Source organism: Mycobacterium sp. DL592, from assembly GCF_011694515.1.
Classification (GTDB): Bacteria; Actinomycetota; Actinomycetes; order Mycobacteriales; family Mycobacteriaceae; genus Mycobacterium.
Map to the genome: position 1 here is coordinate 4040865 of NZ_CP050192.1, position 26383 is coordinate 4067247.

Annotated in this window: 28 protein-coding genes; 18 read left to right on the plus strand and 10 right to left on the minus strand. The window is 65.9% G+C overall.

Translation table 11 applies throughout. The features are described 5' to 3' along the window. Positions 1–65 precede the first annotated feature (65 nt). From HBE64_RS19420 to HBE64_RS19440, 5 genes are read left to right on the plus strand one after another with little or no spacing between them, the layout of a single operon-like run. Positions 66–1325, plus strand: a complete 1260-nt coding sequence (locus HBE64_RS19420) for a hypothetical protein (RefSeq protein ID WP_167105823.1) — start codon at positions 66–68, stop codon at positions 1323–1325. A 10-nt stretch (positions 1326–1335) separates the two neighbouring features. Then, positions 1336–1569 (plus strand): hypothetical protein, encoded by a 234-nt coding sequence (locus HBE64_RS19425; protein WP_167105825.1) that lies wholly within the window; start codon positions 1336–1338, stop codon positions 1567–1569. Continuing rightward, on the plus strand, positions 1566–2336 hold the full coding sequence (locus tag HBE64_RS19430; protein ID WP_167105828.1) for a hypothetical protein: 771 nt from the start codon (positions 1566–1568) through the stop codon (positions 2334–2336). Before HBE64_RS19425 ends, HBE64_RS19430 begins: the two co-directional genes overlap by 4 nt. Then, positions 2333–5539 carry an adenylate/guanylate cyclase domain-containing protein gene (locus HBE64_RS19435; RefSeq protein WP_167105831.1) on the plus strand — a complete coding sequence of 1069 codons (3207 nt, stop codon included), beginning with the start codon at positions 2333–2335 and terminating at the stop codon, positions 5537–5539. Before HBE64_RS19430 ends, HBE64_RS19435 begins: the two co-directional genes overlap by 4 nt. Then, a complete protein-coding gene (locus HBE64_RS19440) occupies positions 5536–7602 on the plus strand; it encodes an FAD-dependent oxidoreductase (protein WP_243841386.1) in 2067 nt (688 codons plus the stop codon). The genes HBE64_RS19435 and HBE64_RS19440 overlap by 4 nt, the downstream gene beginning before the upstream one ends. Here the strand turns inward: HBE64_RS19440 and HBE64_RS19445 are convergent. After that, positions 7599–8153, minus strand: a complete 555-nt coding sequence (locus tag HBE64_RS19445) for a CGNR zinc finger domain-containing protein (protein ID WP_167105834.1) — start codon at positions 8151–8153, stop codon at positions 7599–7601. The two genes, HBE64_RS19440 and HBE64_RS19445, sit on opposite strands and share 4 nt — an antisense overlap. 120 nt (positions 8154–8273) lie before the next feature. Between HBE64_RS19445 and HBE64_RS19450 the strand changes: the two genes are divergently transcribed. The 4 genes from HBE64_RS19450 to HBE64_RS19465 all read left to right on the plus strand — a co-directional run bounded on the left by HBE64_RS19450 (position 8274) and on the right by HBE64_RS19465 (position 11428). After that, positions 8274–9230, plus strand: a complete 957-nt coding sequence (locus tag HBE64_RS19450; protein ID WP_371744014.1) for a DMT family transporter — start codon at positions 8274–8276, stop codon at positions 9228–9230. A gap of 53 nt (positions 9231–9283) precedes the next feature. After that, the gene (locus HBE64_RS19455) at positions 9284–9931 is read left to right on the plus strand and encodes a cutinase family protein (protein WP_167105840.1); all 648 of its coding nucleotides are present in this window, start codon (positions 9284–9286) and stop codon (positions 9929–9931) included. Between the two features lie 80 nt (positions 9932–10011). Further along, positions 10012–10686: a cutinase family protein gene (locus HBE64_RS19460; RefSeq protein WP_167105843.1), complete on the plus strand. Its 675-nt coding sequence runs from the start codon at positions 10012–10014 to the stop codon at positions 10684–10686. 52 nt (positions 10687–10738) lie between these two features. Beyond that, positions 10739–11428 carry a cutinase family protein gene (locus tag HBE64_RS19465; RefSeq protein WP_243841387.1) on the plus strand — a complete coding sequence of 230 codons (690 nt, stop codon included), beginning with the start codon at positions 10739–10741 and terminating at the stop codon, positions 11426–11428. Here HBE64_RS19465 and truA read toward each other — a convergent pair whose 3' ends face one another. The 8 genes from truA to infA all read right to left on the minus strand — a co-directional run bounded on the left by truA (position 11429) and on the right by infA (position 16243). Continuing rightward, complete coding sequence (gene truA / locus HBE64_RS19470) at positions 11429–12358, minus strand: tRNA pseudouridine(38-40) synthase TruA (RefSeq protein ID WP_167105846.1); 930 nt, start codon at positions 12356–12358, stop codon at positions 11429–11431. Positions 12359–12365: 7 nt separating this feature from the next. Further along, entirely contained in the window at positions 12366–12971 is a 606-nt protein-coding gene (gene rplQ / locus HBE64_RS19475) for a 50S ribosomal protein L17 (protein WP_167105849.1), read from the minus strand. A gap of 89 nt (positions 12972–13060) precedes the next feature. After that, positions 13061–14113, minus strand: coding sequence for a DNA-directed RNA polymerase subunit alpha (locus HBE64_RS19480; RefSeq protein ID WP_167105852.1), 1053 nt, complete (start codon positions 14111–14113; stop codon positions 13061–13063). 77 nt (positions 14114–14190) lie between these two features. Then, positions 14191–14796 (minus strand): 30S ribosomal protein S4, encoded by a 606-nt coding sequence (gene rpsD / locus HBE64_RS19485; protein WP_167105855.1) that lies wholly within the window; start codon positions 14794–14796, stop codon positions 14191–14193. Between the two features lie 14 nt (positions 14797–14810). Then, a complete protein-coding gene (rpsK, locus tag HBE64_RS19490) occupies positions 14811–15227 on the minus strand; it encodes a 30S ribosomal protein S11 (protein ID WP_005140014.1) in 417 nt (138 codons plus the stop codon). A 6-nt stretch (positions 15228–15233) separates the two neighbouring features. Continuing rightward, positions 15234–15611: a 30S ribosomal protein S13 gene (gene rpsM, locus HBE64_RS19495; protein ID WP_167105858.1), complete on the minus strand. Its 378-nt coding sequence runs from the start codon at positions 15609–15611 to the stop codon at positions 15234–15236. A 201-nt stretch (positions 15612–15812) separates the two neighbouring features. Further along, the gene (rpmJ, locus tag HBE64_RS19500; RefSeq protein ID WP_025737541.1) at positions 15813–15926 is read right to left on the minus strand and encodes a 50S ribosomal protein L36; all 114 of its coding nucleotides are present in this window, start codon (positions 15924–15926) and stop codon (positions 15813–15815) included. A 95-nt stretch (positions 15927–16021) separates the two neighbouring features. Then, on the minus strand, positions 16022–16243 hold the full coding sequence (gene infA / locus HBE64_RS19505; RefSeq protein WP_005140011.1) for a translation initiation factor IF-1: 222 nt from the start codon (positions 16241–16243) through the stop codon (positions 16022–16024). Between the two features lie 311 nt (positions 16244–16554). Here infA and HBE64_RS19510 point away from each other — a divergent pair, with 311 nt between their 5' ends. Genes HBE64_RS19510 through HBE64_RS19525 form a run of 5 tightly spaced genes read left to right on the plus strand, consistent with a single transcriptional unit; the run spans position 16555 to position 21632 of the window. After that, on the plus strand, positions 16555–18255 hold the full coding sequence (locus tag HBE64_RS19510; protein WP_167105861.1) for an FAD-dependent oxidoreductase: 1701 nt from the start codon (positions 16555–16557) through the stop codon (positions 18253–18255). A gap of 37 nt (positions 18256–18292) precedes the next feature. Beyond that, positions 18293–19768, plus strand: a complete 1476-nt coding sequence (locus tag HBE64_RS19515) for an ATP-binding protein (RefSeq protein WP_167105864.1) — start codon at positions 18293–18295, stop codon at positions 19766–19768. Positions 19769–19797: 29 nt separating this feature from the next. Further along, positions 19798–19926, plus strand: a complete 129-nt coding sequence (locus tag HBE64_RS24870) for a hypothetical protein (protein WP_256367289.1) — start codon at positions 19798–19800, stop codon at positions 19924–19926. Further along, the gene (locus tag HBE64_RS19520; RefSeq protein WP_167105867.1) at positions 19923–20756 is read left to right on the plus strand and encodes an LLM class F420-dependent oxidoreductase; all 834 of its coding nucleotides are present in this window, start codon (positions 19923–19925) and stop codon (positions 20754–20756) included. The genes HBE64_RS24870 and HBE64_RS19520 overlap by 4 nt, the downstream gene beginning before the upstream one ends. Before the next feature lie 15 nt (positions 20757–20771). After that, positions 20772–21632 (plus strand): LLM class F420-dependent oxidoreductase, encoded by an 861-nt coding sequence (locus HBE64_RS19525; RefSeq protein WP_167105870.1) that lies wholly within the window; start codon positions 20772–20774, stop codon positions 21630–21632. On the opposite strand, the gene HBE64_RS19530 is transcribed toward HBE64_RS19525, so the two are convergent. Next, positions 21629–22018 (minus strand): MarR family winged helix-turn-helix transcriptional regulator, encoded by a 390-nt coding sequence (locus HBE64_RS19530; RefSeq protein ID WP_167105873.1) that lies wholly within the window; start codon positions 22016–22018, stop codon positions 21629–21631. The two genes, HBE64_RS19525 and HBE64_RS19530, sit on opposite strands and share 4 nt — an antisense overlap. 87 nt (positions 22019–22105) lie before the next feature. On the opposite strand from HBE64_RS19530, the gene HBE64_RS19535 reads away from it, so the two are divergent. The 4 genes from HBE64_RS19535 (at position 22106) to mmsB (ending at position 26374) form a co-directional block, all read left to right on the plus strand. Beyond that, the gene (locus HBE64_RS19535; RefSeq protein ID WP_167105876.1) at positions 22106–22723 is read left to right on the plus strand and encodes a TIGR03086 family metal-binding protein; all 618 of its coding nucleotides are present in this window, start codon (positions 22106–22108) and stop codon (positions 22721–22723) included. Positions 22724–22803: 80 nt separating this feature from the next. Then, the gene (locus tag HBE64_RS19540) at positions 22804–24324 is read left to right on the plus strand and encodes a CoA-acylating methylmalonate-semialdehyde dehydrogenase (RefSeq protein WP_167105879.1); all 1521 of its coding nucleotides are present in this window, start codon (positions 22804–22806) and stop codon (positions 24322–24324) included. Beyond that, a complete protein-coding gene (locus HBE64_RS19545; RefSeq protein WP_167105882.1) occupies positions 24321–25487 on the plus strand; it encodes an acyl-CoA dehydrogenase family protein in 1167 nt (388 codons plus the stop codon). Before HBE64_RS19540 ends, HBE64_RS19545 begins: the two co-directional genes overlap by 4 nt. Then, entirely contained in the window at positions 25484–26374 is an 891-nt protein-coding gene (gene mmsB, locus HBE64_RS19550) for a 3-hydroxyisobutyrate dehydrogenase (RefSeq protein WP_243841694.1), read from the plus strand. The genes HBE64_RS19545 and mmsB overlap by 4 nt, the downstream gene beginning before the upstream one ends. Positions 26375–26383 lie beyond the last annotated feature (9 nt).

Consider the following 26383-nt stretch of genomic DNA (forward strand, 5'->3'; position numbering starts at 1 on the left):
TTCGTTTCCCCGGCCAGTTCGCCACCTCCCCGGTATGCTAAGGCCGCACGGCGAAGGCGGGGGCCATGTCGATACTGCACAGCCAACTCTCGATCTATCGAGCAATCGACGAGTTAGTCGTCAGCGCGCGCTTAGGCACCCACGGTGCGGCCGACAGGCAACTCTTGGCCACCGCCGCCCACCTACTCCCCAATAGCACGGGGTTTGGCCAAGCCGGGTGGTCGGGCGAGCTCGAGAAGTTCCTCGAATCCCATCGGCCGCCAGACCGGACCGACCAGGGAAACATCTTCCCTGAGCTGGCTGAGGCCGCCGCGGAGATCAATGCCGCACCGCCGCCTCGACTGATCCGCACCACCGACTCTTCGGCCGTGGCTGTCCAGACGTTCTCCCGTGCGGAGCCACCAGACGACTCGCCGTCAGACGACACGTACGACTCGTCCTACGATCCGGTGCTGGCCCGCGCAAGTTACGGCGCATTCGTGTTGGCGAAGCTGTACGAGATCGCCGGCCGCGACATCGGGCCCCCGGAGGTCCTCGGGGAACTACGCGAAGTGCTGGCCGTGGGTATCGACGTGTTCACTCCCGGCGCGGGATTGGACAGGCGAACCGGAGCGGCTGACTACCTGCTCGCCAATATGGCAGGCATCAACTCCCGCCAGGATTGGACAGGGACGGTGACCGGCGAACTCACTGCCAGGTTCGGCGTCAACCCGCGCTTCGCCAACGATTCCAAGCCATGTTTCGGGTCACTGGAATTGGTCGACGACATCTACTGCAGCACCGTCGTCACCGACTCCTATGACGCCGACGTGAGCGTGTCGGATGTCGAGAAAATCCTCGACCCGCTCAATTGGGATTTGTGCTGCAAGTTCTTTCACGCCATGACGATCAATGCTCCGAACCCCAACGCTCAGGGCTGGAGCAGGGTCCGGGAGAAGATCGGCGCCGAGTACCCGGAGTACTTCCTGCAGACCGACCTCATTTTCTTCAAAGGCCGCCGACCCGATGGCACCCTCTTTCTCAACTACGACCTCGACCCGGATCCGCCGGCCGACACCGACAGCTGGGTGAAGGTCGACAACGGCTACATCCATGTTGCGCCGGCGAATGACACCAACAATCGCAAGCTGCCTGGCGTCCGCATCCGCACCAGCAAGAAAGAGCATGTCGACGGCCTCAGCCCATGTGCCACGGCAGCACTCGCCTGCCTGATGGGCTGGGGGGACACCGGCCGCGAGATGCTGGCCGGAACGGCGCGACGGGTCGCGCAAGGCGCCAAGCTGGCGCGAAAACTCACGCCCTTCAAGCCATCCAAGAAGAAGTAAGGATCCCACGATGAGTCCGAAGCCTGTTTTCCCGCCGAACTTCCGGGACTCTGTGAAGGACACCAACACGCTGGTCAAGAGTCTGTTGGACCGATGGGTGCAGGTTGTCGGGGGCGCCGGCCAGAAGTGGATCGACGGATTCGACAAGTCCGAGGCGCAAGCGGTAGCCGTCGACATCGGCGAAAAGTTCAAGGACCAGGTCACCGAGGCGTGGGTCATCGCGGAAAAGGACGTCAAACCGTGACCACTCCAAAACCGCCGGATACGCCGGAGGCCATCGCGAAGCGACTCGCGGAGGCTGCCAAGAAAGCCGTCGACGAAACCACCCAGGTAGCCTTCGATGCTTTCGACAAGGTCAACGGGCCGAGCCCGAGCTACACCCCCAGCGATGCCATCGGTTCGACAATGCAACTGGCCCGCGCGATGTTCCGGGGAGGAATGTCGATCGCCCGGGTAGGCCTTCAAGTTCAGTGGGATCGGCGGGTGCTGTTGGTTGCCGACAACATCGCCTCGATCATGGGCACGGGCATCAGCGACGTCATCACCGTGGCCGAAGACACCGCCAAGAAGTTGAACGACAAGAACACCACAGACAAGCAGCAGGCGCTGGTGGATGCGGCAGTTGTGCTGACCAGCATCGGTGCGCTCCGTGGTGCGGAGATCCTCGAGACCGCGGTGGCGGGACCCGGTCCGTACCTGGATCCGGTGATCAGGAGAACGTTCAAGCTCAAGTCCACTGATGTCAAGCCATACGAATCCACCTTGGCGGTAAAGGAATTCGTCCGCCAGTGGGATGGCGAGGACCATGCCACGCTCGTCGCGTTCGATCCGCCAACGGCGAAGCTGGCCGCCAACGCCAACGAGTTCACCATCGTCATGAACACCGCTGGGCTACCCAGTGCGACCTACGAAGGCGTCATCACCGCGACTCAGGACGCGCCACCGCACAAAATACGTGAGTTGTCGATAACGATCCTGGCCCCAGAGACCTCGGATCCACCGGAGTTATGACAGACGGCTCGCCTACCGCTCGCATCGACGAGCTGCTCGATCAGGCATGCCAAGCGATCAATGCAGGCGATCGCGCGAAAGCGAACGTGATCGCAGAGCAGATACTGGAATTCGAGCGCGGTAACGCCGAAGCCGAAGATCTACTCGCCGCCCCGGCTGAGGCCGGCGAAATACGGCGTCTGACAATCATGTTCGCCGATCTGGTGGACTCGACCGAACTCTCCACCCGAATTGAGCCGGAAGTGTACCGCACCGTCGTGGGACGGTACCGCGAAGAGGTGCTGCGGATGGTCGGCCAGTACGGGGGGCACGTCGGGTCGACCAAAGGTGACGGACTGCTGGCATTCTTCGGTCATCCCTATGCCCACGAGGACGACATCGTTCGTGCCGTGCAGGCCGGCCTGGAGATCACGAGTGGTGTGGTTGCTCTCAGCAACCGGGTGCGGCGCCAGTTCGGATTCCCGATCGCCGTACGCGTCGGAATCCACCGCGGCATAGTTTATCTGGACACCGAGCAGGACGACGTTTACGGTCTTGCCGCGAATCTGGCCGCCAGAATCTGCAGTATCGCCGAACCGAACAGCGTCGCAGTGTCGGAAGCGGTGGAACCCCTTATCAGAGATCACTTCGAGCTCCAGGCACGGCTCCCCCGCAGTGTGAAAGGTGTTTCGGATCCCGTCACCTACTTCCGCGTGCTGGCCGAACGCGACGTCCGCCCCGCACCCCTGGGGCCGCTGGTCGGCCGTGAAGAAGAGGTCACGTATCTGCGCGAGGCATGGTCGCAGGCTCGGCGCAACGAGCTGCAGACTCCCGGTGTCGTCTTCTTAGGTGAGGCGGGCATCGGCAAAAGCCGGCTGGCATGGTCGGCGGTCGGCTTGGCCGAGAGGTCGCACGGCGCCGTGATCGAGTTGATAGGTTCACCGCTGCACCAAGACGTCGGCCTGCGCCCGATCCGCCGACTGCTCGAACGCCGTTGCCGCATCACCCGGGCATCCAGTGCGGCGCAACGTCTCGAGAACCTGCGAACGGAGGTCGACAAGGTCGGGTTGGACCCCGAGACGTTTGTCCCCCTTCTGGCTCCTGTTCTGGGCATAGCGCCAGAAGGTGGCTACCAGACCGTGCAGGCCGAGGGCCGCAAACTGTTCCAGATGATTGTGGACGCCGTCGTTGCCTACCTCGCAGCCTGCGTACGCGACGCACCGGCGCTCGTGCTGGCTGAGGATATGCACTGGTTCGACGAGGACACCGCCGAAGTGGCACAGGCGCTGCTGGCGTCGAATCTCGGCGGACATGTACTGGTCGTCATGACGAGCCGCACCCCCGTTGCGATACCCGCGCCCGAATTGGCAACCTTGTTCCCACTCAAGCCGCTGTCCGGCGAGCAATCCGATCTGCTGATCACAACACTTCACCCCGAGGTCTCGGAAGCGGACAGGGCGGCCGTGCGATTGCGCAGCGACGGGATTCCCCTGTTCATCGAAGAATTGGTGACGAAACTCAGGAACGTGCCGAACAGTCCGTCCCCGGCCGCGTCCGTTCCAGACACTCTCTACGAGGCGTTGTTCGCCAGACTCCAGACAGGCGCGGGCTCTGGACGGGTGGTGGAGACGGCCGCACTGATCGGCAACCGCGTCGAACGCAGCCTACTGCTGTCTGCCGTCGACCTCTCCGAAGAGGAACTTGACGAAGTGCTCGGTCAGCTCGTCGAAAGTCGGGTTCTGGAACCACTTTCGGCTGACAGCTGGCGGTTCCGGCATGAATTGCTCCGTGAGGTCGCCACCGAGTTACCGCCGCCCACCCTGCGACGCAAACTGCATGGCCGGGTCGCCGACAGCCTCGTGGCCACCGCCGCTTCCGGCAACCCGGACTGGCCGTTGATCGCCCACCATTATGCGGGCGCGAACCGGCATGCCGACTCCGCGGGTGCATACGGCAGGGCGGCGGAGAACGCCTGGCAGCGCGGCGCGCTCAACGAAGCCCGTATCCACCTCACTTCGGCTCTCGCCGAAGCCACCAGCCACCCGGCCGGTGCCATCCGCGACCAAATGGAAATCGCGATCCGACTGCGCCGAGCGCTTCTTGCTCAGGCCGCCGAAGGCGCCTCCAGCGCCAACGCTGCGGCGGACTTCGAGTCCTGTTTGCAACTGTGCAGCGATGATCTCCAGGACGATGACGTGTTCTCAACCGTCATGTCGCTCTACCCGTACTACACGATGCGCGCCGACCTCGACCGTGCTGACCTGCTGGTGAATTCAGTCCGAGCAAGTCTGACCGGATCGCGGCGGAAGTTCTTGCCGATCAACGAATTCGCACTGGGAATGCTGGCCTGGTATCGCGGTGACTTCGGTCAAACGCGCGCCAAACTCGAAGTGGCGATAGCCACCCTCACCGAGGAGGCGATCCGCGAGCTCGAATCGAAGCTTTTCATGCCGAACGACGCGACCGCCGGCTTGTTCACTCAGGTGGCGATGATGGGCTATATCGACGGCAACCTCCCCGCCGCCGAAACAGGTTTGGCCAAAGCCGAGGCACACTGCGCCACGCTGCCGTTCCCGCAGGGCGCATTCAGCCTTGCCTATACGCGCCAGAACGAAGTACTGATCCGCATCGAAGCCGGCCAGCTTGATCGGGCAGGGGAGGTCGCCCTCGAGTTGGCAGCCCTGGGCGAGCGGCACGGTTTCGACTCGTGGGCGCTCGTGGGGATGGCTCAGCATGCAAGCGTGACCGCCTTCCAGGCGCTCGCCGAGCATGGCGACGATCCGGCGGCGCTGGCGCCCCACGTCGCGACGATCAGCGCCTACGTCGAAGCGTGGCGCCAGTTGGGCGTGATCGCCTTGCTCACGTTCTATGACGCGTTGCTGGCACGGCTTCTGACCGCGAGCGGTGACCGTGAGCGCGCGAGAGAGCGGATCGACGTTGCGCTGGCATTGGCACGCGAGACCGGCATGCACTTTTACGACGCGGAGCTGTTGCGGATCCGCGCCGCGGCATCCGACGACGTCGACACGCGGCGAACCGATCTCGACGCGGCCCTTTCCCTGGCCCACAGCCAGGACGCGCGACTGTTCGGACTCCGCTGTGCGGTAGACCTTTTCGACCTCGATGCAACAGCCGGCGCTACCGCGCTGGCTGAAGCCCTGGCGCAGTTGCCCGCCGATTGCGGCTGGCCCGAGGTGGAGCGAGCCCGGACGCTCGTCGAGTGAGGCAGCCGTCGGGCAAAGTCGTGATACTGGGCGGCGGCATGGCCGGCCTGAGCACCGCCTGGCGGCTCAGCGAACCGGGCTGGCGGGACCGCTTCGACTCCATCACCGTGTACCAGCGCGGCTGGCGACTCGGCGGCAAAGGGGCATCGAGCCGCGGCGAACACGGCAGGATCGAGGAACACGGCCTGCACATCTGGCTCGGCTCCTACGAGAATGCCTTCAGCTTGCTGCGCGAGTGCTACGCCGAGTTAGACCGCCCGACAACAGATCCCGGCGCGCCGATTCAGAACTGGTGGCAGGCCATGGTTCCCGCGGACAATCCCGGACTGGCGGACCGCTTCGGCGACGAGTGGCTGACCTGGCTGGGCACCCATCCCCGCGACGAGGAACTTCCTGGCGAGCCCTCGGGCACTGGTCGGACCATGACTGTGGTCTCGTTCGTCGACCGGGCGTTGCGCTTGCTGCTGGCGTTCGCCGATTCGGTTCGCGACGCCACCGCCGAGGGACTGCACCTGTCGACCTCACCGGACCCGCCGAACCCCACGTATGCCGAACCCATCGATACTGTGCGACAAGCGATTCTGGCCACCCTGACCGAAATTGCTGACACCGGTAGTCCCGCAGATGCCACCCGAACACTGCTCGATGACGTGCTGAACGCGATCAGCAGCGGGATCGACCACGACGAACGGCCGGGGCGACTACGAATGTGGACCCTGCTGTCCCTGGTAGTCGCCAGCGTCCGCGGGATCGTCGCCGACAATCTAGTAACGCGTCCGAACGGCTTCCGGGCAATCAATGACGAGGAGTTCGGTGAGTGGCTGGTACGCCACGGCGCTCACCCCGACGTGCTGGCGTCGGCGATGTTGCGCGGCTTGTACGACCTGGTCTTCGGTTATGTCGACGGCGACCCGGAACACCCCTCGGTCGCGGCAGGACTGATGGTGTTCATGCTCGGCCAGGTGCTATTCGCCTACAAGGGTGCGCTGTTCTGGAAGATGACCGCCGGCATGGGCGATGTTGTGATGGCGCCGGTCTTCCAGGTGTTACGCAGTCGCGGAGTGAGATTCGAGTTCTTCCATCGCCTTGACGAGCTGACGCTCGACCAGCAGCGCACCGCCGTCGACACGATTCGTTTGGGCACCCAGGTGCGGCTCGCCGAGGGGATCGAACAGTACGACCCACTGGTCACAGTCCAAGGCCTGCCCGTGTTTCCCGCCACCCCGCGCACGGAACAGCTGGCGACGCAGGCCGGTCCGGACCTCGAGTCACACTTCGGCGATCACGACGACGTCGGCACCCGGATCCTGCGACGAGGTACCGATTTCGACCACGTCGTCCTTGCGGTATCAGTGGGAATGGTGCCCGTAGTCGCCGCCGAACTACTCGCCGACAATGCTGCGTGGCGTGAGATGGTCGCCCACGTCCGTACCGTCGCCACCCAGTCTTTCCAGATCTGGCTGCGCCCAACGGAACCCGAATTGGGCTGGGACCATCCCGGGTCGACTATCAGCGCGTACCGGCGGCCTTTCGAGACGTGGGCTTCGATGCCACAGACGCTATGGACCGAGGACTGGCCGGCCGACGCCGCGCCCGGCACAGTCGCATACTTCTGCGGCAGTCTCGACGCCGAGTGGCCGAGCGACGAGGATCGTGCCGACTACGTCCGGCGATACACCAAGCAGGTGCTCACCGACTCGACCGACCACCTCGACCGCAACCTCGGCCTCTTCCTGCCCGGCGCGGTGACCGCAGCGGGGTTCGACTGGGAACTGTTGGCGGGCAACGACGGTCGAGTCGGCCAGCAGGCGCTGGCCACCCAGTACTTCAGCGTCAACATCGATCCGTCGGACCGCTACGTCCAGTCCGTGCCGGGCTCGGACAAGTACCGGCTCAGACCGGACGAAAGCGGTTACGACAACCTGGTTCTGGCCGGCGACTGGACAGATTGCGGAATGAACGCAGGCTGCATCGAAGCTGCGGTGATGTCCGGCCTGGAGGCGGCCAACACCCTGCTTGGCCGCGGGCGGTTTCACCGCATCCGAGGATACTGGCTTCCTTAGCCGTCCTTGGACCGCCGCTCCCGGTAGGCGGCGACATGCTGGCGGTTACCGCAGTTGCCGGTATCGCAGAACATCCGCGATCGGTTGCGGGACAGATCGAGCAGCGCCGCGTCACAGTCCGAGGCCGCGCAGATCTTCAGCCGCCGCAGTTCGCCGGCGCGCACCAGGTCGGCCAGTGACATGGCCATTTCTGCGCCCATTCGCTGAGCCAGTGGGTCGTGGATCGAGGCCAGGTGCAGATGCCACTCGGGCATCTCCGGGTGGCGGGTCAGCCACGGCGAGGCCTTGGTGTCCGACAGCAGTGCGTTGATCTGGCCGACCGCACGCACCTCGTCGTCGGCGGTAGCCCAGATCCGGCCCAGCCGCCCGCGCAGGGTGTGCACCGAGGCGAGCTCGGCGTCGTCGTGGTCACGCCGCCCGGTCCAGCCCCAGCTGCCCAGGTAGGCGTCCAGCGCAGGCTGGTCAACCAACTGTTCACCCTCGACTCGGTCGCTGTTGATCAACGCACAGGCCGCCCGCAATGTGAGCTCGGTGTCATGACTGAAAAGCATTTGACTCATGACTCCTTCCGGACGTAATGTCATGACCAATCGATACTTTACTCATTACACGCGGGGAGGTGCCTCATGTCGACAATCGTGCGCGCTCAAAACCATTTTCGGCTCGGTCTGATGTTCGCAGTCGGTTCGGCGTTCACGTTCGGCATGTCGGGCCCCTTCGCCAAGGCACTGATGGGCGCCGGGTGGTCACCCACCGCCGCCGTGACCGCGCGACTGGCCGGCGGGGCCCTCGTCATGGCGATCTTCGCCACGATCGTCAAACCGGACTGGATCCGGGAAGCCCGCGACCACGCCCGCATCGTCATCGCCTACGGCCTGGTCCCGATCGCCGGCGCGCAGCTCTGCTACTACAACGCCGTCTCGCACCTGTCGGTCGGCGTGGCACTGCTGCTCGAGTACACCGCCCCGATCCTGGTCGTCGGCTGGATCTGGGGCACCACCCGGCGGCGCCCCCGGGGCCTGACCCTGGCCGGCGTCGGACTCGCGATCGCCGGCATCATGCTGGTGCTCAACGTGTTCTCCGGAGCCGCTCACATCAATGCCGCTGGGGTGGCGTGGGGTCTGGCCGCGGCGATCTGCGCGGCCTGCTACTTCATGATGTCCGACGAGGTCAGCGCCGACGGAAGCGGACTGAACTCGATCACCCTGTCGGCCGGCGGCCTGGTGGTCGGCGCCGTCGCCGTCGCCGCGCTGGGGCTGTCCGGCATCATGCCCCTGACCTTCACCGCCAATGACGCGGTCGTGGCAGGCATGACGGTGCCGTGGTATCTGCCGGTCATCATGCTCGCCGTCGTTGCGACCGCGATCGCCTACACCCTGGGCATCAGCGGCGTGGCCCGGCTGCGGCCGAGCTTCGCCTCGTTGGTCGGCCTCGGCGAGGTGCTCTTCGCCGTGCTGTCCGCCTGGGTACTGCTCGGCGAGTCGGTCACCGCGATGCAGGGCATCGGCGGGATCGTGGTGCTCCTCGGCCTCGCCCTGGCCCGCCAGGGCGACCGAAGCGCCGAGGTCACCGCCACCACGTGGCCCGACGGCGGGCCGATCGAAGAGATCGCCGCCGCCCGCACGTGACCCGCGCACACGCGTCGGGAATGAAATTCGCTTAGCCTGCGTAACATTACGGCGTGACGATCTCCCTTACCCTGCGCAGTGCCGCCGTTACCGCCCTGCTCGCCGGCGCCACGCTGGCCAGCCCGGCTGCCCTGCCCTCTGCGCTCGCCGACGGCTGCAGCGACATCCAGGTGGTGTTCGCCCGCGGCACCAGCGAACCACCGGGGATCGGCCGGGTCGGGCAGGCTTTCGTCGACTCGCTGCGCCGCAAAGTGGGCAACCGCTCGGTAGGGGTCTATGCCGTCAACTACCCGGCCAGCTACGACTTCCTGGCCGCCGCCGACGGCGCCAACGACGCCAGCGCCTTCATCCAGAACGTCGTCAACACCTGCCCGAACACCAAGCTCGTCCTCGGCGGTTACTCCCAGGGCGCGGCCATCATCGACGTCATCACCTCGGTACCCTTCCCCGCCGTGGGATTCACCAACCCGCTGCCGCCCGAGGTGCCCGACCACGTCGCCGCCCTGGCGGTCTTCGGCAACCCGACCGCCAAGGTGGGCCTCCCACTCACCTCGAGCGCGGTCTACGGCCCCAAAGCCATCGACCTGTGCAACGTCGGTGACCCGGTGTGCTCGGACGGCAACGACGTTCCAGCGCATCGCGATTACAGCTCGACCGGAATGACGAGCCAGGCGGCGTCCTTCGTCGCAGGCCTGCTCTGAGCGCGGGAAAGGGTTTTGGGTCGGGTGTTCAGGTGTGTGAGGATTAGCCGACTGTTCACGAACGAGGGGGTTGTTGGCGCATGTCCCAGCCGCTCATAACGATTGCCCGCCGGTTCAGCGTTGCTGCGGCGGTGGTTACGGCCGCCACCGCCACCCTCGCCGGTACCGCCCCGACCGCTGCGGCCGACCCCTGCCCCGACGTGCAGGTCGTGTTCGCCCGCGGCACCAGCGAGCCCGCCGGTATCGGCCGCGTCGGCCAAGCTCTCACCGACACGCTGCAGGCCCAGCTCGGTGGCCGCACCATCGGCACCTACGCGGTGAACTACCCAGCCACCTACGACTTCCTGGCTGCCGCCGACGGTGCCACCGATGCGACCAATCACATCCTCGCCACCGCAGCAGCCTGCCCGTCGACCCGGTTCGTCCTGGGCGGATACTCCCAGGGCGCCGCCGTGGTGGACATGCTGCTGGGCATACCGCCGCTGGGCAACAAGATCGGCGACATCGGTTCGGCGCCGCCGCTGCCGTCCAGCGTGGCTGGCAAGGTCGCCGCCGTCGCGGTCTTCGGCAACCCGGCGGCCAAGTTCGGCAACCCGGTGTCGGCGGCGGGTGCACCGTTCGCCGGCAAGGGAATCGACCTGTGCAACGACGGCGATCCCATCTGCTCGCAGGGCCGCAATCCGTTCGCCCACACCGACTACGAGAGCGGCCCAATGCCCGGCGAGGCAGCGGGCTTCATCGCCGGCCTGCTGTAGCGCCGCATTTATTTGCTGATGAGCCACCTCGGGCCTCACGTACCATGGCGCTATGCACAGTAAGCGGCTCTTCAACGGCGTGATGGCGGTGTTTTCCGCTGCGGCTGTGATGTTGCTCGCGCCTGTGGTGTCACCGTGGGATTCGGCGGCCCCACTACCCACTGCCAGCGCCGCCCCCTGTCCGGACGTCGAGGTGGTCTTCGCCCGCGGACGTTTCGAGCCGCCGGGCACCGGCCGGATCGGGCAGGCGTTCGTCGACGCCCTGCGTTCCAAGACGTCCAGGAACGTGGGCTTCTATGCGGTGAACTACCCCGCCGACTACCAGGTTGACCTCGGCGCCAACGACATGAGCAAGCACATCCAGTACATGGCCAACAACTGCCCCAATACCCGGCTGGTGCTCGGCGGATACTCCCTGGGCGCGGCGGTCACCGACCTGGTTCTGGCTTCGCCGTCGCCAGTGTTCGGATACAACAATCCGCTGCCGCTGGGGATGGACGGCCACGTCGCCGCGGTGGCGTTGTTCGGCAACGGCACCCGCAAGGTGTTCGGGCCGGTCTCAGATGTCAGCCCGCTGTGGGGCGACAAGACGATCGACATGTGCACGCCGGACGATCCGATCTGCAGCGACAACATGAACCCGGAAACCTGGGTCGATAACTGGAATTCTCATCTGCAGGCCGCCTACATCGACTCCGGATTGGTCGACCAGGCCGCAAGTTTCGTGGCCGGCAAGCTCTGATCAGATCGTTCGCAGATCGCGGGTGATCGCGATCCGCGCCGCCAGCTCGTCATCGGGCGGATAGTCCACCTTGACCAGGGTGAGTCCGCGGGCCGGTGCGGCCGCGAAGTCACTGGAGCGCGCCGACGCCTCCAACAGTGTTGCGCACCAGCCGGGTTCGCGTCGTCCCTCCCCCACCGCCAGCAGCGCTCCCACCAGTGAGCGCACCATCGACCAGCAGAACGCGTCGGCGGTGACGAAGGCCGTCACCATGTCGCCCTCGCTCTCCCAGTCCAGCCGCTGAAGGTCACGGATCGTGGTGGCACCGGGACGGTGGCGACAGAATGCCGCGAAATCATGCAGCCCCACCAGGTCGCGAGACGCACTGGCCATCGCCGCGATATCCAGGCGGCGCGGCCACGGTGTCACATACCGCGCCAGCTGCGGGTCGACGCCGTAGGGGGCCAACGAGATCCGGTAGACGTAGTGGCGGCGCAGGGCCGAGAACCTGGCGTCGAAACCGGCTGGTGCGCGGGTGATCTCGCGTACCCGGACGTCCTCGGGCAGGAACCGGGCCAATCTGCGGACCAGCGGCAGGAACTCCGGAGCCGCCCCGGCGGCGACACCGGCTCGAGCATCGCCATTCCGCCAATGACGCGGATAGGCATGCTCGAGAGCGTCGGCCGGGACGTCGACGTGGGCGACCTGCCCGGTGGCGTGTACCCCACTGTCGGTGCGGCCCGCGGCGACCAACCGCACCGGCTCCCGGAACACCGTCGACAGCGACTCCTCAAGGACTCCGGCGACGGTACGGTGCCCGTCCTGCGTCGCCCAGCCGGTGAAAGCGGTTCCGTCGTAAGCGATATCGAGCCGCAGACGGACTGGGCGAGCGGAGCGAGGGGATAAAACGACGTGCCCGCCACCGGTATCGGTGGCGGGCACGTTCGTCATCACATCATCAGGACTTGTCAGTGTCCGAATCCTCGGCGGACTCGGCGGCCTGCTCCTCGGCGACCTCGTCAGCGGCCTCGGCGGTCTGAGCGTCGGCGATGCCGGCGTCTTCTGCCTCGACGGCTTCGATGCTTTCGACATCGGGGCCGACCGCTTCCTCGGGCTCGACCGCGGCCTGCGGCGCGGCCGCGGCAGCGACCGGCGCCGCCTTCTTGGCGGCGGACTTGGCAGCCCGGGTTGCCTCAGACGTCACCGTCTTCTCCCGGACCAGTTCGATGACGGCCATCGGGGCGTTGTCGCCCTTGCGTGCCTCCACCTTGATGATCCGGGTGTAGCCGCCCTCGCGATCGGCGAAGAACGGGCCGATCTCGGCGAACAGCGCGTGCACGACGTCCTTGTCGCGGATCTTCTTCATCACTTCACGCCGGTTGTGCAGCGTGCCCTTCTTGGCGTGGGTGATGAGCTTCTCGGCGTAGGGACGCAACGCCCGCGCCTTGGGCTCGGTCGTCTTGATGCGGCCGTGCTCGAACAGCGACGTGGCCAGGTTGGCCAGGAGCGCCTTCTGGTGCGAGGACGACCCGCCGAGGCGAGGTCCCTTAGTGGGCTTGGGCATTGCGACTTCTCCTAAATGGGGCCGGCCCCCGTATCAGGTAGGACCGGGACGGACTTCGGGCGGGCGTAGCCGGGTGGGCAACGACCTTGTTAGAGCTGCTCGGTTTCGGCGTAGTCCTGGTCGGCGTCCAGGTCGTAGCCGGCGTCACTGTTCCAGGTGCCGGTGGCCACGTCGTAGCCGGCAACCTCGGACGGATCGAAGCTGGCCGGGCTGTCCTTGAGCGACAGGCCGAGCTGGTGCAGCTTGATCTTCACCTCGTCGATCGACTTCTGGCCGAAGTTACGGATGTCCAGCAGATCGGACTCCGTGCGGGCGACCAGCTCGCCGACGGTGTGCACACCCTCGCGCTTGAGGCAGTTGTACGACCGGACGGTCAGGTCCAGATCGTCGATCGGCAGCGCGAACGCCGCGATGTGGTCGGCCTCGGCGGGCGAGGGACCGATCTCGATGCCCTCGGCCTCGACGTTGAGTTCCCGTGCCAGACCGAACAATTCGACCAGCGTCTTGCCGGCCGAGGCCAGGGCGTCACGCGGGCTGATGGAGTTCTTGGTCTCGACATCGAGGATCAGCTTGTCGAAGTCGGTGCGCTGCTCGACGCGGGTGGCCTCCACCTTGTAGGTGACCTTGAGGACCGGCGAGTAGATGGAATCGACCGGGATGCGGCCGATTTCGGCGCCGGAGGCCTTGTTCTGAACGGCCGGGACGTAGCCGCGGCCACGCTCGACGACGAGCTCGACCTCGAGCTTGCCCTTGTCGTTCAGGGTCGCGATACGCATGTCGGGGTTGTGCACGGTGACCCCGGCCGGCGGGACGATGTCACCGGCAGTGACCTCGCCCGGGCCCTGCTTGCGCAGGTACATCGTGACCGGCTCGTCCTCTTCGGAGGACACAACCAGACCCTTGAGGTTCAGGATGATGTCGGTGACGTCTTCCTTGACCCCGGGCACGGTGGTGAACTCGTGCAGCACACCGTCGATGCGGATGCTGGTGACGGCCGCGCCGGGAATCGACGACAACAGGGTGCGCCGCAGCGAATTGCCAAGGGTGTAACCGAAACCCGGCTCCAGCGGTTCGATGACGAACTGGGAGCGGTTTTCGGCGATGACCTCTTCGCTCAGAGTGGGTCGCTGAGAAATCAGCATTGTTTTCTATCTCCTTCTCGGCACCCGCTATTTGATGCCGTTAGGTGATCTGCCGGACGGATGTCCGGCAGACGTCTTTACTTCGAGTAGTACTCGACGATGAGCTGCTCGGCGAGCGGGACCTGGATCTGCTCGCGAGTGGGCAACTGGTGCACGAGGATTCGCTGACGCTCCCCGACAACCTGGAGCCACCCGGGGATCGGGCGCTCGCCGGCGGTCTGCCGGGCCACCTCGAACGGCAGGGTGTTCAGCGACTTGTCCTTGACGTCGATGATGTCGTACTGCGACACCCGATAACTCGGGATGTTCACCTTGACACCGTTGACGGTGAAGTGACCGTGGCTGACCAGCTGGCGGGCCATCCGGCGGGTACGCGCCAGACCGGCGCGGTACACGACGTTGTCCAGCCGGCTCTCCAGGATCTGCAGCAGGTTCTCGCCCGTCTTACCCGAGTGCCGCGAGGCCTCTTCGTAGTACTTGCGGAACTGCTTCTCCATGACGCCGTAGGTGAAGCGGGCCTTCTGCTTCTCCTGCAGCTGCTGGCGGTATTCGCTCTCCTTGATCCGCGCGCGGCCGTGCTGGCCGGGCGGGTAGGGGCGCTTCTCGAACGACTGATCGCCACCGACGAGGTCGACGCCGAGACGGCGCGACTTGCGGGTGACAGGTCCGGTATAACGAGCCATTTGTCAGATCCTCCCTAGACCCGGCGCCGCTTGGGCGGACGGCAGCCGTTGTGCGGCTGCGGAGTGACGTCGGAAATAGCGCCAACCTCGAGGCCGGCAGCCTGCAGCGAACGGATCGCCGTCTCGCGGCCCGAACCCGGGCCCTTGACGAACACGTCGACCTTCTTCACACCGTGCTCCTGGGCCTTGCGGGCCGCATTCTCGGCAGCCAGCTGCGCGGCGAACGGAGTCGACTTGCGCGAGCCCTTGAAGCCGACGTGGCCGGACGACGCCCATGCGATGACGTTGCCCTGCGGATCGGTGATCGAGACGATCGTGTTGTTGAACGTGCTCTTGATGTGAGCGGCGCCGTGCGGGACGTTCTTCTTTTCCCTGCGGCGGGTCTTCTGCCCCTTCTTGGGAGCAGCGCCACCCTTCTTTGCTTGTGCCATCCGGGATTACCTGGCCTTCTTCTTGCCGGCGATGGTGCGCTTGGGGCCCTTGCGGGTACGCGCATTGGTCTTGGTCCGCTGGCCACGCACCGGCAGGCCACGGCGGTGCCGCAGACCCTGGTAGCAGCCGATTTCGATCTTGCGGCGGATGTCGGCCTGAACCTCGCGGCGCAGGTCACCCTCCACCTTGAGATCGTTGCCCTCGATGTACTCGCGAAGCTGGGTCACCTGATCGTCGGTGAGGTCCTTGCTGCGCAGATCCCGGTCGATACCGGTCGCCGCAAGGATTTCCTGCGAGCGGGTACGGCCAATGCCGTAGATATAGGTCAGCGCGATCTCCATGCGCTTGTCGCGCGGGAGATCAACGCCCATGAGACGTGCCATCAGGCAGTGATTCCTTCTTCTATGCGGAGGTCTGTTCCCAGTCCGTTCCCGACGGCGTCGGGGCCCGGCCTCCGTCCGGGCGTGGCCAGACAGCACTGATTCGTCTTTTTCGGCGCTGACGCGCCACTCTGCCTGGTGGTACTGGGAGGTCTGCATTCAGTTGTGGGTACTGCTCGTTGCCGCTCAAGCGGCGACAGGGTGTTAGCCCTGACGCTGCTTGTGGCGCGGATCAGTGCAGATCACCATGACCCGCCCATGCCGGCGGATCACCCTGCACTTGTCGCAGATCGGCTTGACGCTCGGGTTCACCTTCACGGCTCGTTGATCCTTCTAGTTCTCGGTGTTGTCAGTTAGTGCTGGTCGCCGTCGAGGCGCACGGGCCTGGTTGGTAGTGACCGTTGTGCTCGTCGCTACTTGTACCGGTACACAATGCGACCCCGGGTCAGGTCGTAGGGAGACAACTCCACCACTACCCGGTCCTCGGGAAGGATGCGGATGTAGTGCTGCCGCATCTTGCCGCTGATGTGAGCGAGCACCTTGTGTCCGTTCTCCAGCTCAATGCGAAACATCGCATTGGGCAGGGGCTCGACCACGCGGCCCTCGACCTCGATGGCACCGTCTTTCTTGGCCATAACCTCTCAGATCCTGCTTTGTCGGTTCTGTCCGCATCCGCCGCTCGCGCGACTGACCCGCACAGTTCGGGCAGCCTTCGCCCCGACTGCAAAACGTGAGCCGGTGACAGGAAATTCCAGGACTGGGCACGCAAGAGTCGGCGCGATCACCGCACCGTTGGTCTACGATACCCGTTTCCGGGCGCTACTCCAAAACGCGTGCTGCGCCGATCACCACAGCCTAATGCGCAGGTGAACGCAGCGCGACAGGAACCGGACGAAGCCAAGCCCATCCTAAATAGGACTGGACGCGGAGCGCATACTGGATGGTGATGACTGGACCTCTCCCCCAGCCCCGAAAGCCCGCCATTCTCACCGTCGACGACGACCCGGCGGTCTCGCGCGCCGTCGCCCGGGATCTTCGCCGCCACTACGGCGAGAGATACCGGATCGTGCGCGCCGAATCCGGGCAGGACGCGCTGGAAACCCTCAACGAACTGAAGCTGCGCGGCGAGACCGTGGCGGTGTTCGTCGCCGACTACCGGATGCCGCAGATGAGTGGCATCCAATTCCTCGAAGAGGCGATGGACATCTACCCGATGGCCCGCCGGGTGCTGCTGACGGCCTACGCCGACACGCACGCCGCGATCGACGCCATCAACGTCGTCGACCTCGACCACTACCTGCTCAAGCCGTGGGACCCGCCCGAGGAGAAGCTCTACCCGGTGCTCGATGCCCTGCTGGAGGCTTGGCATGCCACCGGCGACCGGGCGATTCCGCACACCAAGGTGATCGGGCACCGGTGGAGCGAACGGTCCTGGGAGGTCCGCCAGTTCCTGGCCCGCAACCAGCATTCATTCCGCTCCTTCATGGCTGATGAGCCCAAGGGCCGCCAGCTGCTCGACGCGGCCGGGCTGGACGGGTTCCAGCTGCCAGTGGTGATTACCGAGCAGGGCGAGACCCTCGTCGACCCCAGCGACGCCGAACTGGCCGGCATGCTCGGCCTGTCGACCGAGCCGTCGCTGGAGATGTACGACCTCGCCGTCATCGGCGGTGGGCCGGCCGGGCTGGCCGCCGCCGTGTACGGCGCGTCGGAGGGCCTCAAGACGGTGCTCATCGAGGAGACCACCACCGGCGGACAAGCCGGACGCAGCTCCCGCATCGAGAACTACCTAGGGTTCCCGACCGGCATCTCCGGCGCCGAGCTGACGACGTCAGCGCGCAGGCAGGCGGAGCGATTCGGCGCTGAGGTGATCACCACCCGCAAGGCGGTCAAGCTGATCGCCGGGGACGCCGGGACCGCGCGCACCATCACATTCGAAGACGGTGGCGAAATCGCCGCCCGCTCAATCATTTTGGCCACCGGCGTCGACTACCGACAGCTGCGGGTCACCGGCTGCTGGGACAACCCCGACGACTCGGCGTGCAACTACGTCGGGCGCGGCGTCTACTACGGTGCATCGGTGTCCGACGCCTCGGAATGCGAGGGCGAGGACGTCTACCTCGTCGGCGGTGCGAACTCGGCGGGACAGGCCGCGCTGTTCATGGCCGAGCGGGCGAAGTCGGTCACCATGCTGGTGCGCGGGCCGTCACTGGAAGCGTCGATGTCGCACTACCTGGTCGAACGGATCGAGAAGCACCCGAACATCAGGGTGCGCACCTGCACCGAGGTGGTCGACACCCTCGGCGATGACGACCATCTCACCGGCCTGGTGCTGGAGAACCGGCAGACCGGCGAGCGCGACACCGTGCCGTCGACCCGGATGTGCTGCTTCATCGGTGCCGAGCCCAGGACCGACTGGCTCAAGGAGGTCGTCGCCGTCGACGACCACGGTTTCATCCTGGCCGGACCCGATCTGCGCGACGTCGCCGGCTGGACGCTGGACCGTCCGCCGCACCATCTGGAAACAAGTGTGCCCGGTGTGTTTGTTGCAGGTGACGTGCGCGCCGAGTCGGCCAAGCGGGTGGCCGCCGCGGTGGGCGAAGGATCGATGGCAGTGATGCTCGTGCACCGCTACCTGGCCGAGGCCTGACCAGGCTCTAATCGAGAACGCCGAGAGGGAGACACCGATGGGCGAGAAATGTATGCCCGACGAACTACGGACACTGTTCCTCTTCGAGGCGCTGACCGACGAGCAGCTACGCACGCTGTGCGAGAACGGCCACATCCAGGTGTTCGAGCCCGGCCCGGTCTGCACCGAAGGTGACCCCGCGACGTGCTTCTACGTGCTGCTCGACGGTGAGTTGGTGATGTCGAAGCGTTCCGGTGGCGTCGACATCGAAACCAACCGGACCTCACAGCGCGGCGTCTACTGCGGCGCCTGGTCGGCCTACATCCCCGGCGAGGACCACGTCTACCAAGCCTCGGTACGGGTCACCACGCCGTCGCGGTTCTTCGTGCTGGACGCCGAGGCGTTCGCGCGGTTCATGCAGTCGCAGTTCCCGATGGCCGTCCACCTGTTGGAGGGCCACATGGTCGGCGGCCTGCGGCAGAGCCAGATCATCGGGCAGCGCGAGAAGCTGCTGGCGCTGGGCACCATCACCGCCGGGCTGACACATCAGCTCAACAATCCCGCCGCCGCGATCTCCCGCGACGTGGCGAACCTGCGCGAGAACGTCGGCAAGATGCGCCACAAGCTGGCCATGCTGGCCGACGGCGAGTTCTCCACCGAGGCACTGCGGGTGCTGGTCAGCATCCAGGACGAGGTGGCTGAACAGGTCGCGAAGTCCAAGGCCCAGCAGCTGACCGCGCTGGAGACCTCCGACCGCGAGGATCAGGTCGGGGACTGGCTCGAAGATCACGGCATCGCCGGCGGCTGGGACTACGCGCCGACATTCGTCGAAGCGGGCCTGGACACCCAGTGGCTGGAGCGCGTCGAGGCCTCGATCGACGACGTGGACTGCTCGGCGACCATGCAGAGCGCGATCGGCTGGCTGAAGTACACGATCGACACCGAGCTGTCGGTGAACCGGATCTCGGAGGCCAGCAAGCGCATCTCGGCACTGCTCGCCGGAACCAAGCAGTACTCGCAGATGGATCGCGCGCCGTACCAGTCCGCCGACATCCACGAGTTGCTCTTCAGCACGCTGATGATGTTCGGCGAGAAGGTCGGCAAGGACGGGCCCGTGCACGTGGTCAAGGAGCTCGACAAGACACTGCCCGAATTACTTTGTTACCCAGGCGATCTCAACCAGGTCTGGACCAACATCATCGACAACGCCATCCAGGCGATGAACGGCGCCGGCACCTTGACCGTGCGGACGCTGCGGGAAGGCGAGTTCGTGCGGGTGGAGATCTGCGACGACGGGCCGGGCATCCCCGAGGAGATCATCGACCGCATCTTCACCCCCTTCTTCACCACCAAGCCGTTCGGGGAGGGCACCGGGCTAGGCCTGGATCTAGCCTGGCGGATCGTCGTCGAGAAGCACCGCGGCAATCTGCGGGTGGAATCCCAACCGGGTGACACCCGTTTCATCGTGCTGCTGCCGATGGTCGCCCCGGCGCCCGAGGCGCCGACACCCACGGAAATCGTGGCTGCGGAATAGTTCGCCGCTCGGCCGAAGTTGGAGGGTTCATGAGCTACGACGCCGGGGCCGACCATGTGCCGGTACAACTGCTGACCTCACCCGACAAAGTGGCACCGGCGCTGACCGAACTCGCCGGCCCGCTCGGGCTGGGCGGATCCGAAAGGGATTGTCGATGACGGACACCAAACCCGATCTGGGGCGTTTCGGAACGTTCGGCCTGGGGGTAACCCCGCAGCAGGCCGCCGAGATCGAGGCACTCGGGTACGGAGCAGTCTGGGTGGGCGGCTCACCCCCGGCCGAATTGGATTGGGTGGAGCCGATTTTGGAAAACACCACCACACTGAAGGTGGCAACCGGGATCGTCAACGTCTGGACGGCGGCCGCCGGGCCGGTTGCCGACTCGTTCCACCGCATCGAGTCCCAATACCCGGGCCGGTTCATCCTGGGCATCGGCGTCGGCCACCCGGAGGCTCATCAGCAGTACCAGAAGCCGGTTGAAGCGCTGAAGACCTATCTGGACAAACTCGACGAGTACGGAGTGCCCAAGCAGAGCAGGGTGGTCGCGGCCCTGGGCCCGCAGGTACTCAAGCTCTCGGCACAGCGCAGCGCCGGCGCGCACCCCTACCTGACCACGCCGGAGCACACCGCCCAGGCGCGGGCGCTGATCGGCCCGGGTGCCTTCCTGGCGCCCGAGCACAAAGCCGTCCTGACCACCGACGCCGAGAAGGCACACGCTGTGGGCCGCAAGGCGCTCGACGTGTACCTGAACCTGCAAAACTACCTCAACAGCTGGAAGCGGCTGGGATTCACCGACGCCGACGTCGCCAAGCCAGGCAGTGACCGGCTCGTCGACGCCGTCGTCGCCCACGGCACTCCCGAGGCCATCGCCGCGCGCCTGACCCAGCATCTCGACGCCGGGGCCGACCACGTTCCGGTACAGGTGCTGACCTCGCCGGACAAACTCGTCCCCGCACTGGCCGAACTGGCCGGGCCGCTCGGCCTCTGACCCGAAGGAGATCACGTGACCGACCCCACGCTGCTCAAGCCCGACCTCGGCCGATTCGGGGTGTGGACCGGCGGTGCACCCAAGCCCGAGCAAGCCGAGGAAATCGAACGGCTGGGCTTTCGCGCGGTGTGGGTCGGCGGCTCGCCGGCCGCGGAACTGGGGTTCGTCGAACCGATCCTCGAACGCACCGAGAACCTTTCGGTGGCAACCGGAATCGTCAACATCTGGACGGCACCGGCCGCCGAGGTCGCCGAGTCCTATCACCGCATCGAAGAGGCCTATCCGGGACGCTTTCTGCTCGGCATCGGTGTGGGCCACCCCGAGCACACCCAGGAGTACCGCAAGCCCTACGAAGCGCTGGTCGCCTACCTCGACGAATTGGATGCCCATCGCGTGCCGACCACCCGCCGCGTCATTGCCGCACTGGGGCCCAAGGTGCTGGCGCTCTCGGCGGAGCGCAGTGCAGGCGCGCACCCGTACCTGACCACCCCGGAGCACACCGCCAGGGCGCGTGACCTGGTGGGCGGCTCGGTGTTCCTGGCACCCGAGCACAAGGTGGTGCTGTCCACCGACGCCGAGGCCGCCCGGGCTCTCGGGCGCGACAGCGTCGGTTTCTATCTGGACCTGAGCAACTACGTCAACAACTGGAAGCGGCTCGGGTTCACCGACGCCGACGTCGCCAAGCCGGGCAGCGACAAGCTGATCGACGCCGTCGTCGCGCACGGCACACCGGATTCGATCGCCGCGCGTCTTCACGAACACCTCGACTCCGGCGCCGACCACGTGACGATCCAGGTGCTGGGCGGCTGGGACAAGCTGATCCCCACGCTGCGCGAGCTTGCCGGGCCGCTGGGTCTGACCGCCGACCAGGCTTAGGTACGCCGGCTCAGACGTCTAAGTGCGCGCACGAATGCCCGTCGGTCATCCGCCGACAGTTTCTGCAACCATCGGTCTTCGTTGCGCTGAATCGCCGCCTGCGCGGCGTCTTTGACCGCCCGTCCCGCGTTGGTGATCGAGAGCAGCCGCACCCGGCGATCGTCCGGATCGGCGTGGCGCTCGATGAATCCCCGATGCTGCAGTTCGTCGAGAACCGCGATGATGCGCGTCTTGTCGGCCCCGATCGCCTCGGCGAGCGCCGCCTGGGTGCGAACCGGCGACTCCTCGAGCGCGAGCAACACGGTATAGCCCCACATGGTCAGCCCGTGCTCGTCGAGGACGGGCAGCTCGGCTGCCACCAATTCCCGCAGCAGCGGCGCGAGCATGGCTGCCAGGTCCGGGCGTCTCGGTGATCCAGGCACGGCTCGATCGTAAACATTGAGTATTTATACGCATACGCTTACTATCTACTCATGCATACTAATTTGGATATTCTCCCGCTCCACCGGATAGCGGTCGCCGCCTCGGTCGACGCTGTCGCACAGGTGAACCTGGAGCAGCTAGGTGACCCGACGCCGTGCGCTGAGTGGAATCTGGCTGAGTTGATCGCACACATGATCGTGCAGAACCGCGGTTTCGCCGCGGCCGCTCGAGGCCAGGGTGCCGATCTGACCGTGTGGGATCCCACCACCGTCATCAGCGACGTCATCCGGCATCCCCTGACCGCGTATGCCGAGTCTGCCAACGAGGTCCTCGACGCGTTTGCCGGCGACGGCGTACTCGATATCCCGTTTGCGCTGCCGGAATTGGGACCTGACGCCACGTTCCCGGCGTCCATGGCGATCGGATTCCACTTCGTGGACTCCGTCGTACACGGCTGGGACGTCTCCCGCGCCAGCGGCCAAACATTCGAACTGCCCGACGACGTCCTGACCGCGGTTCTTCCGCTGGCGCTGGCCGTCCCGGGCGGCAGCTTCCGCACCGCGAACGGTAGCTCGTTCCAACCCGCGATCACCACCGACGACGGCGCCAACGGCATGGATCAGGTCCTGGCGTATCTCGGGCGATCACCGGGATGGACTCCGCGCTGACAATGCACTCTTGCGGTCGACGATTCCCCGTTACTAGGATGTCCTAGTATTCAGCGGCCAGGTCAGCCAAGGGGCAGTTCATGAGCACAACCATCCAACACTTCATCGACGGCAAGCGCAGCAACCTCAGCAGCAGCCGCACCGCCGACGTCCTCAATCCCAGCACCGGTGAAGTGCAGGCGCAGGTACTGCTCGCCAGCGCCGCCGACGTCGACACCGCGGTCGCCTCGGCCGTCGAAGCCCAGAAGGAATGGGCCGCCTGGAACCCGCAGCGACGGGCGCGGGTGATGATGAAGTTCATCGAGCTGGTCAACGCCAACACCGACGAGCTCGCCGAGCTGCTCTCCATCGAGCACGGCAAGACCGTCGCCGACTCCCGCGGCGACATCCAGCGCGGCATCGAGGTCATCGAGTTCGCGATCGGCATCCCGCACCTGCTCAAGGGTGAGTTCACCGAAGGCGCCGGCGGCGGTATCGACGTGTACTCCATCCGCCAGCCGCTCGGTGTGGTCGCCGGCATCACCCCGTTCAACTTCCCCGCGATGATCCCGTTGTGGAAGGCCGGCCCCGCGCTGGCATGCGGAAACGCCTTCATCCTCAAGCCTTCTGAGCGCGATCCCTCGGTGCCGGTGCGCCTGGCCGAGCTGTTCCTGGAGGCCGGCCTGCCGGCCGGGGTGTTCCAGGTGGTGCAGGGCGACAAGGAGGCGGTCGACGCCATCCTTCACCACCCCGACATCAAGGCCGTCGGCTTCGTCGGCAGCTCCGACATCGCGCAGTACATCTACTCCACCGCGGCCGCCAACGGTAAGCGTTCACAGTGCTTCGGCGGGGCCAAGAACCACATGATCGTCATGCCCGACGCCGACCTCGACCAAGCCGTCGACGCCCTCATCGGCGCCGGCTACGGCAGCGCCGGCGAGCGGTGCATGGCCATCAGCGTCGCCGTGCCGGTCGGCGAAGAGACCGCGAACCGGTTGCGCGCCAGGCTCGTCGAGCGGATCAACAACCTGCGCGTCGGCCACTCCCTCGATCCCAAGGCCGACTACGGCCCGCTGGTCACCGGCGCCGCACTCAAGCGGGTCCGCGATTACATCGACGCCGGCGTCGCCGCCGGGGCCGAGATCGTCGTCGACGGCCGCGAAAAGGCCAGCGACGAGCTGACATTCGGGGACGCCAACCTCGAGGGCGGATTCTTCATCGGCCCCACCCTGTTCGACCACGTCACCACCGACATGTCGATCTACACCGACGAGATCTTCGGGCCGGTGCTGTGCATCGTAAGGGCTCATGATTATGAGGAAGCGTTGAGGCTCCCATCTCAGCACGAGTACGGCAACGGCGTGGCGATCTTCACCCGCGACGGCGACGCCGCCCGCGACTTCGTCTCCCGAGTCCAGGTCGGCATGGTCGGCGTCAACGTGCCGATCCCGGTTCCGGTGTCCTACCACACCTTCGGCGGCTGGAAGCGCTCCGGTTTCGGTGACCTCAACCAGCACGGCCCGCACTCGATCCTGTTCTACACCAAGACCAAGACCGTGACCGAGCGGTGGCCCTCGGGCATCAAGGACGGCGCCGAGTTCGTCATCCCGACAATGCAATGAGCTTCCTGAGTTTGGACGACGACGAACGCGTCATCACCGAGACGGCGGGCGCATTCGCCGCCAAACGCCTTGCGCCCCAAGCACTGGAATGGGATCACACCAAACACTTTCCGGTCGAGGTGATGCGGGAGGCCGCCGAACTCGGCATGGCGGCGATCTACTGCGGCGAAGACGTCGGCGGCAGCGGGCTGCGGCGGCTGGATGCCGTCCGGATCTTCGAGCAACTCGCCACCGCCGACCCGGCAATCGCGGCGTTCATCTCAATCCACAACATGTGCGCGTGGATGATCGACAGCTACGGCACCGCCGACCAGCGCAAGACGTGGGTGCCCAAGCTGGCATCGATGGACGCCATCGCCAGCTACTGCCTCACCGAGCCGGGCGCCGGTTCGGATGCGGCAGCGTTGCGCACCAAGGCTGTTCGGGACGGTGATCATTACGTACTCGACGGCGTCAAACAGTTCATCTCCGGGGCCGGACGGTCCGATGTCTACGTGGTGATGGCCCGCACCGGTGGTGAGGGACCACGGGGGATCTCGGCATTCATCGTCGAAAACGGCACCCCCGGACTGAGTTTCGGTGCCAACGAGGAGAAGATGGGGTGGAATGCCCAGCCCACCGCGCAGGTCATCATGGAGGGTGTCCGGGTGCCCGCCGACGCGATGCTCGGTGGATCCGAGGGTGAGGGCACTGGCTTCGGCATCGCCATGAACGGACTCAACGGCGGCCGGCTGAACATCGCGGCGTGCTCACTGGGCGGCGCCCAGGTCGCCTACGACAAGACCCTGGCCTATCTGGCCGACCGGCAGGCCTTCGGTGGTGCGCTGCTCGACGAGCCCACCATCCGGTTCACCCTGGCCGACATGGCCACCGCGCTGGAGACCTCACGACTGATGCTGTGGCGCGCGGCGATCGCCCTCGACGCCGGTGAAGCCGACAAGGTCGAGCTGTGCGCGATGGCCAAACGCTATGTCACCGACACCTGCTACGAGGTCGCCGACCAGGCACTGCAGTTGCACGGCGGCTACGGCTATCTGCGGGAGTACGGGCTGGAGAAGATCCTGCGGGATCTGCGGGTGCACCGGATCCTGGAGGGCACCAACGAAATCATGCGAGTGGTCATCGGGCGTGCAGAAGCCGCCCGGTCACGCGCAACGGCATAAGGCAAAGGAGCCTGCACATGACGACGATCGCGTTCCTCGGGCTTGGCCACATGGGCGGTCCGATGGCAGCCAACCTGGTCAACGCCGGATACACCGTGCGCGGCTTCGACCCGGTGCCGGAACTGCGCGCCGCCGCGCAGGAGAAGGGTGCCGCTGTCTTCGACTCCGGCACCGCCGCGGTCACCGGCTCCGACTTCGTCGTCACCTCGCTGCCCAACGGTGCGATCGTGAAAACCTGCTATGCCGAAGCACTTCCGGCCGCCAAGGCCGGCACACTATTCATCGACACCTCGACGATATCGGTGGACGACGCCCGCGAGATCAACGCCCAGGCCGTCGCGGCCGGGATGGCGCAACTCGACGCCCCGGTCTCCGGCGGCATCAAGGGCGCCACGGCCGGCACTCTGGCCTTCATGGTCGGCGGCGAGGCTGCCGCACTCGACAAGGCCCGCCCGGTGCTGGATCCGATGGCCAGCAAGGTGATCCACTGCGGAGACTCAGGCGCCGGCCAGGCCGCCAAGCTGTGCAACAACATGGTGCTGGCGGTCCAGCAGATCGCGATCGGCGAGGCGTTCGTGCTCGCCGAGAAGCTTGGCCTGCCTGCCCAGTCGCTGTTCGATGTGATCACCGGCGCAACCGGCAACTGCTGGGCGGTACACACCAATTGCCCTGTCCCAGGGCCGGTTCCGACATCACCGGCCAACAACGAGTTCAAGCCCGGCTTCGCCACCGCGCTGATGAACAAGGACCTGGGCCTGGCGATGGCGGCGGTGTCGTCGACCGGCGCCTCGGCCCCGCTGGGCGCCCACGCCGCGGAAATCTACGCGCAATTCGCCCAAGAGCACGCCGACCTGGATTTCAGCGCGGTCATCGAGTCCCTGCGCTAGGGCGACAGC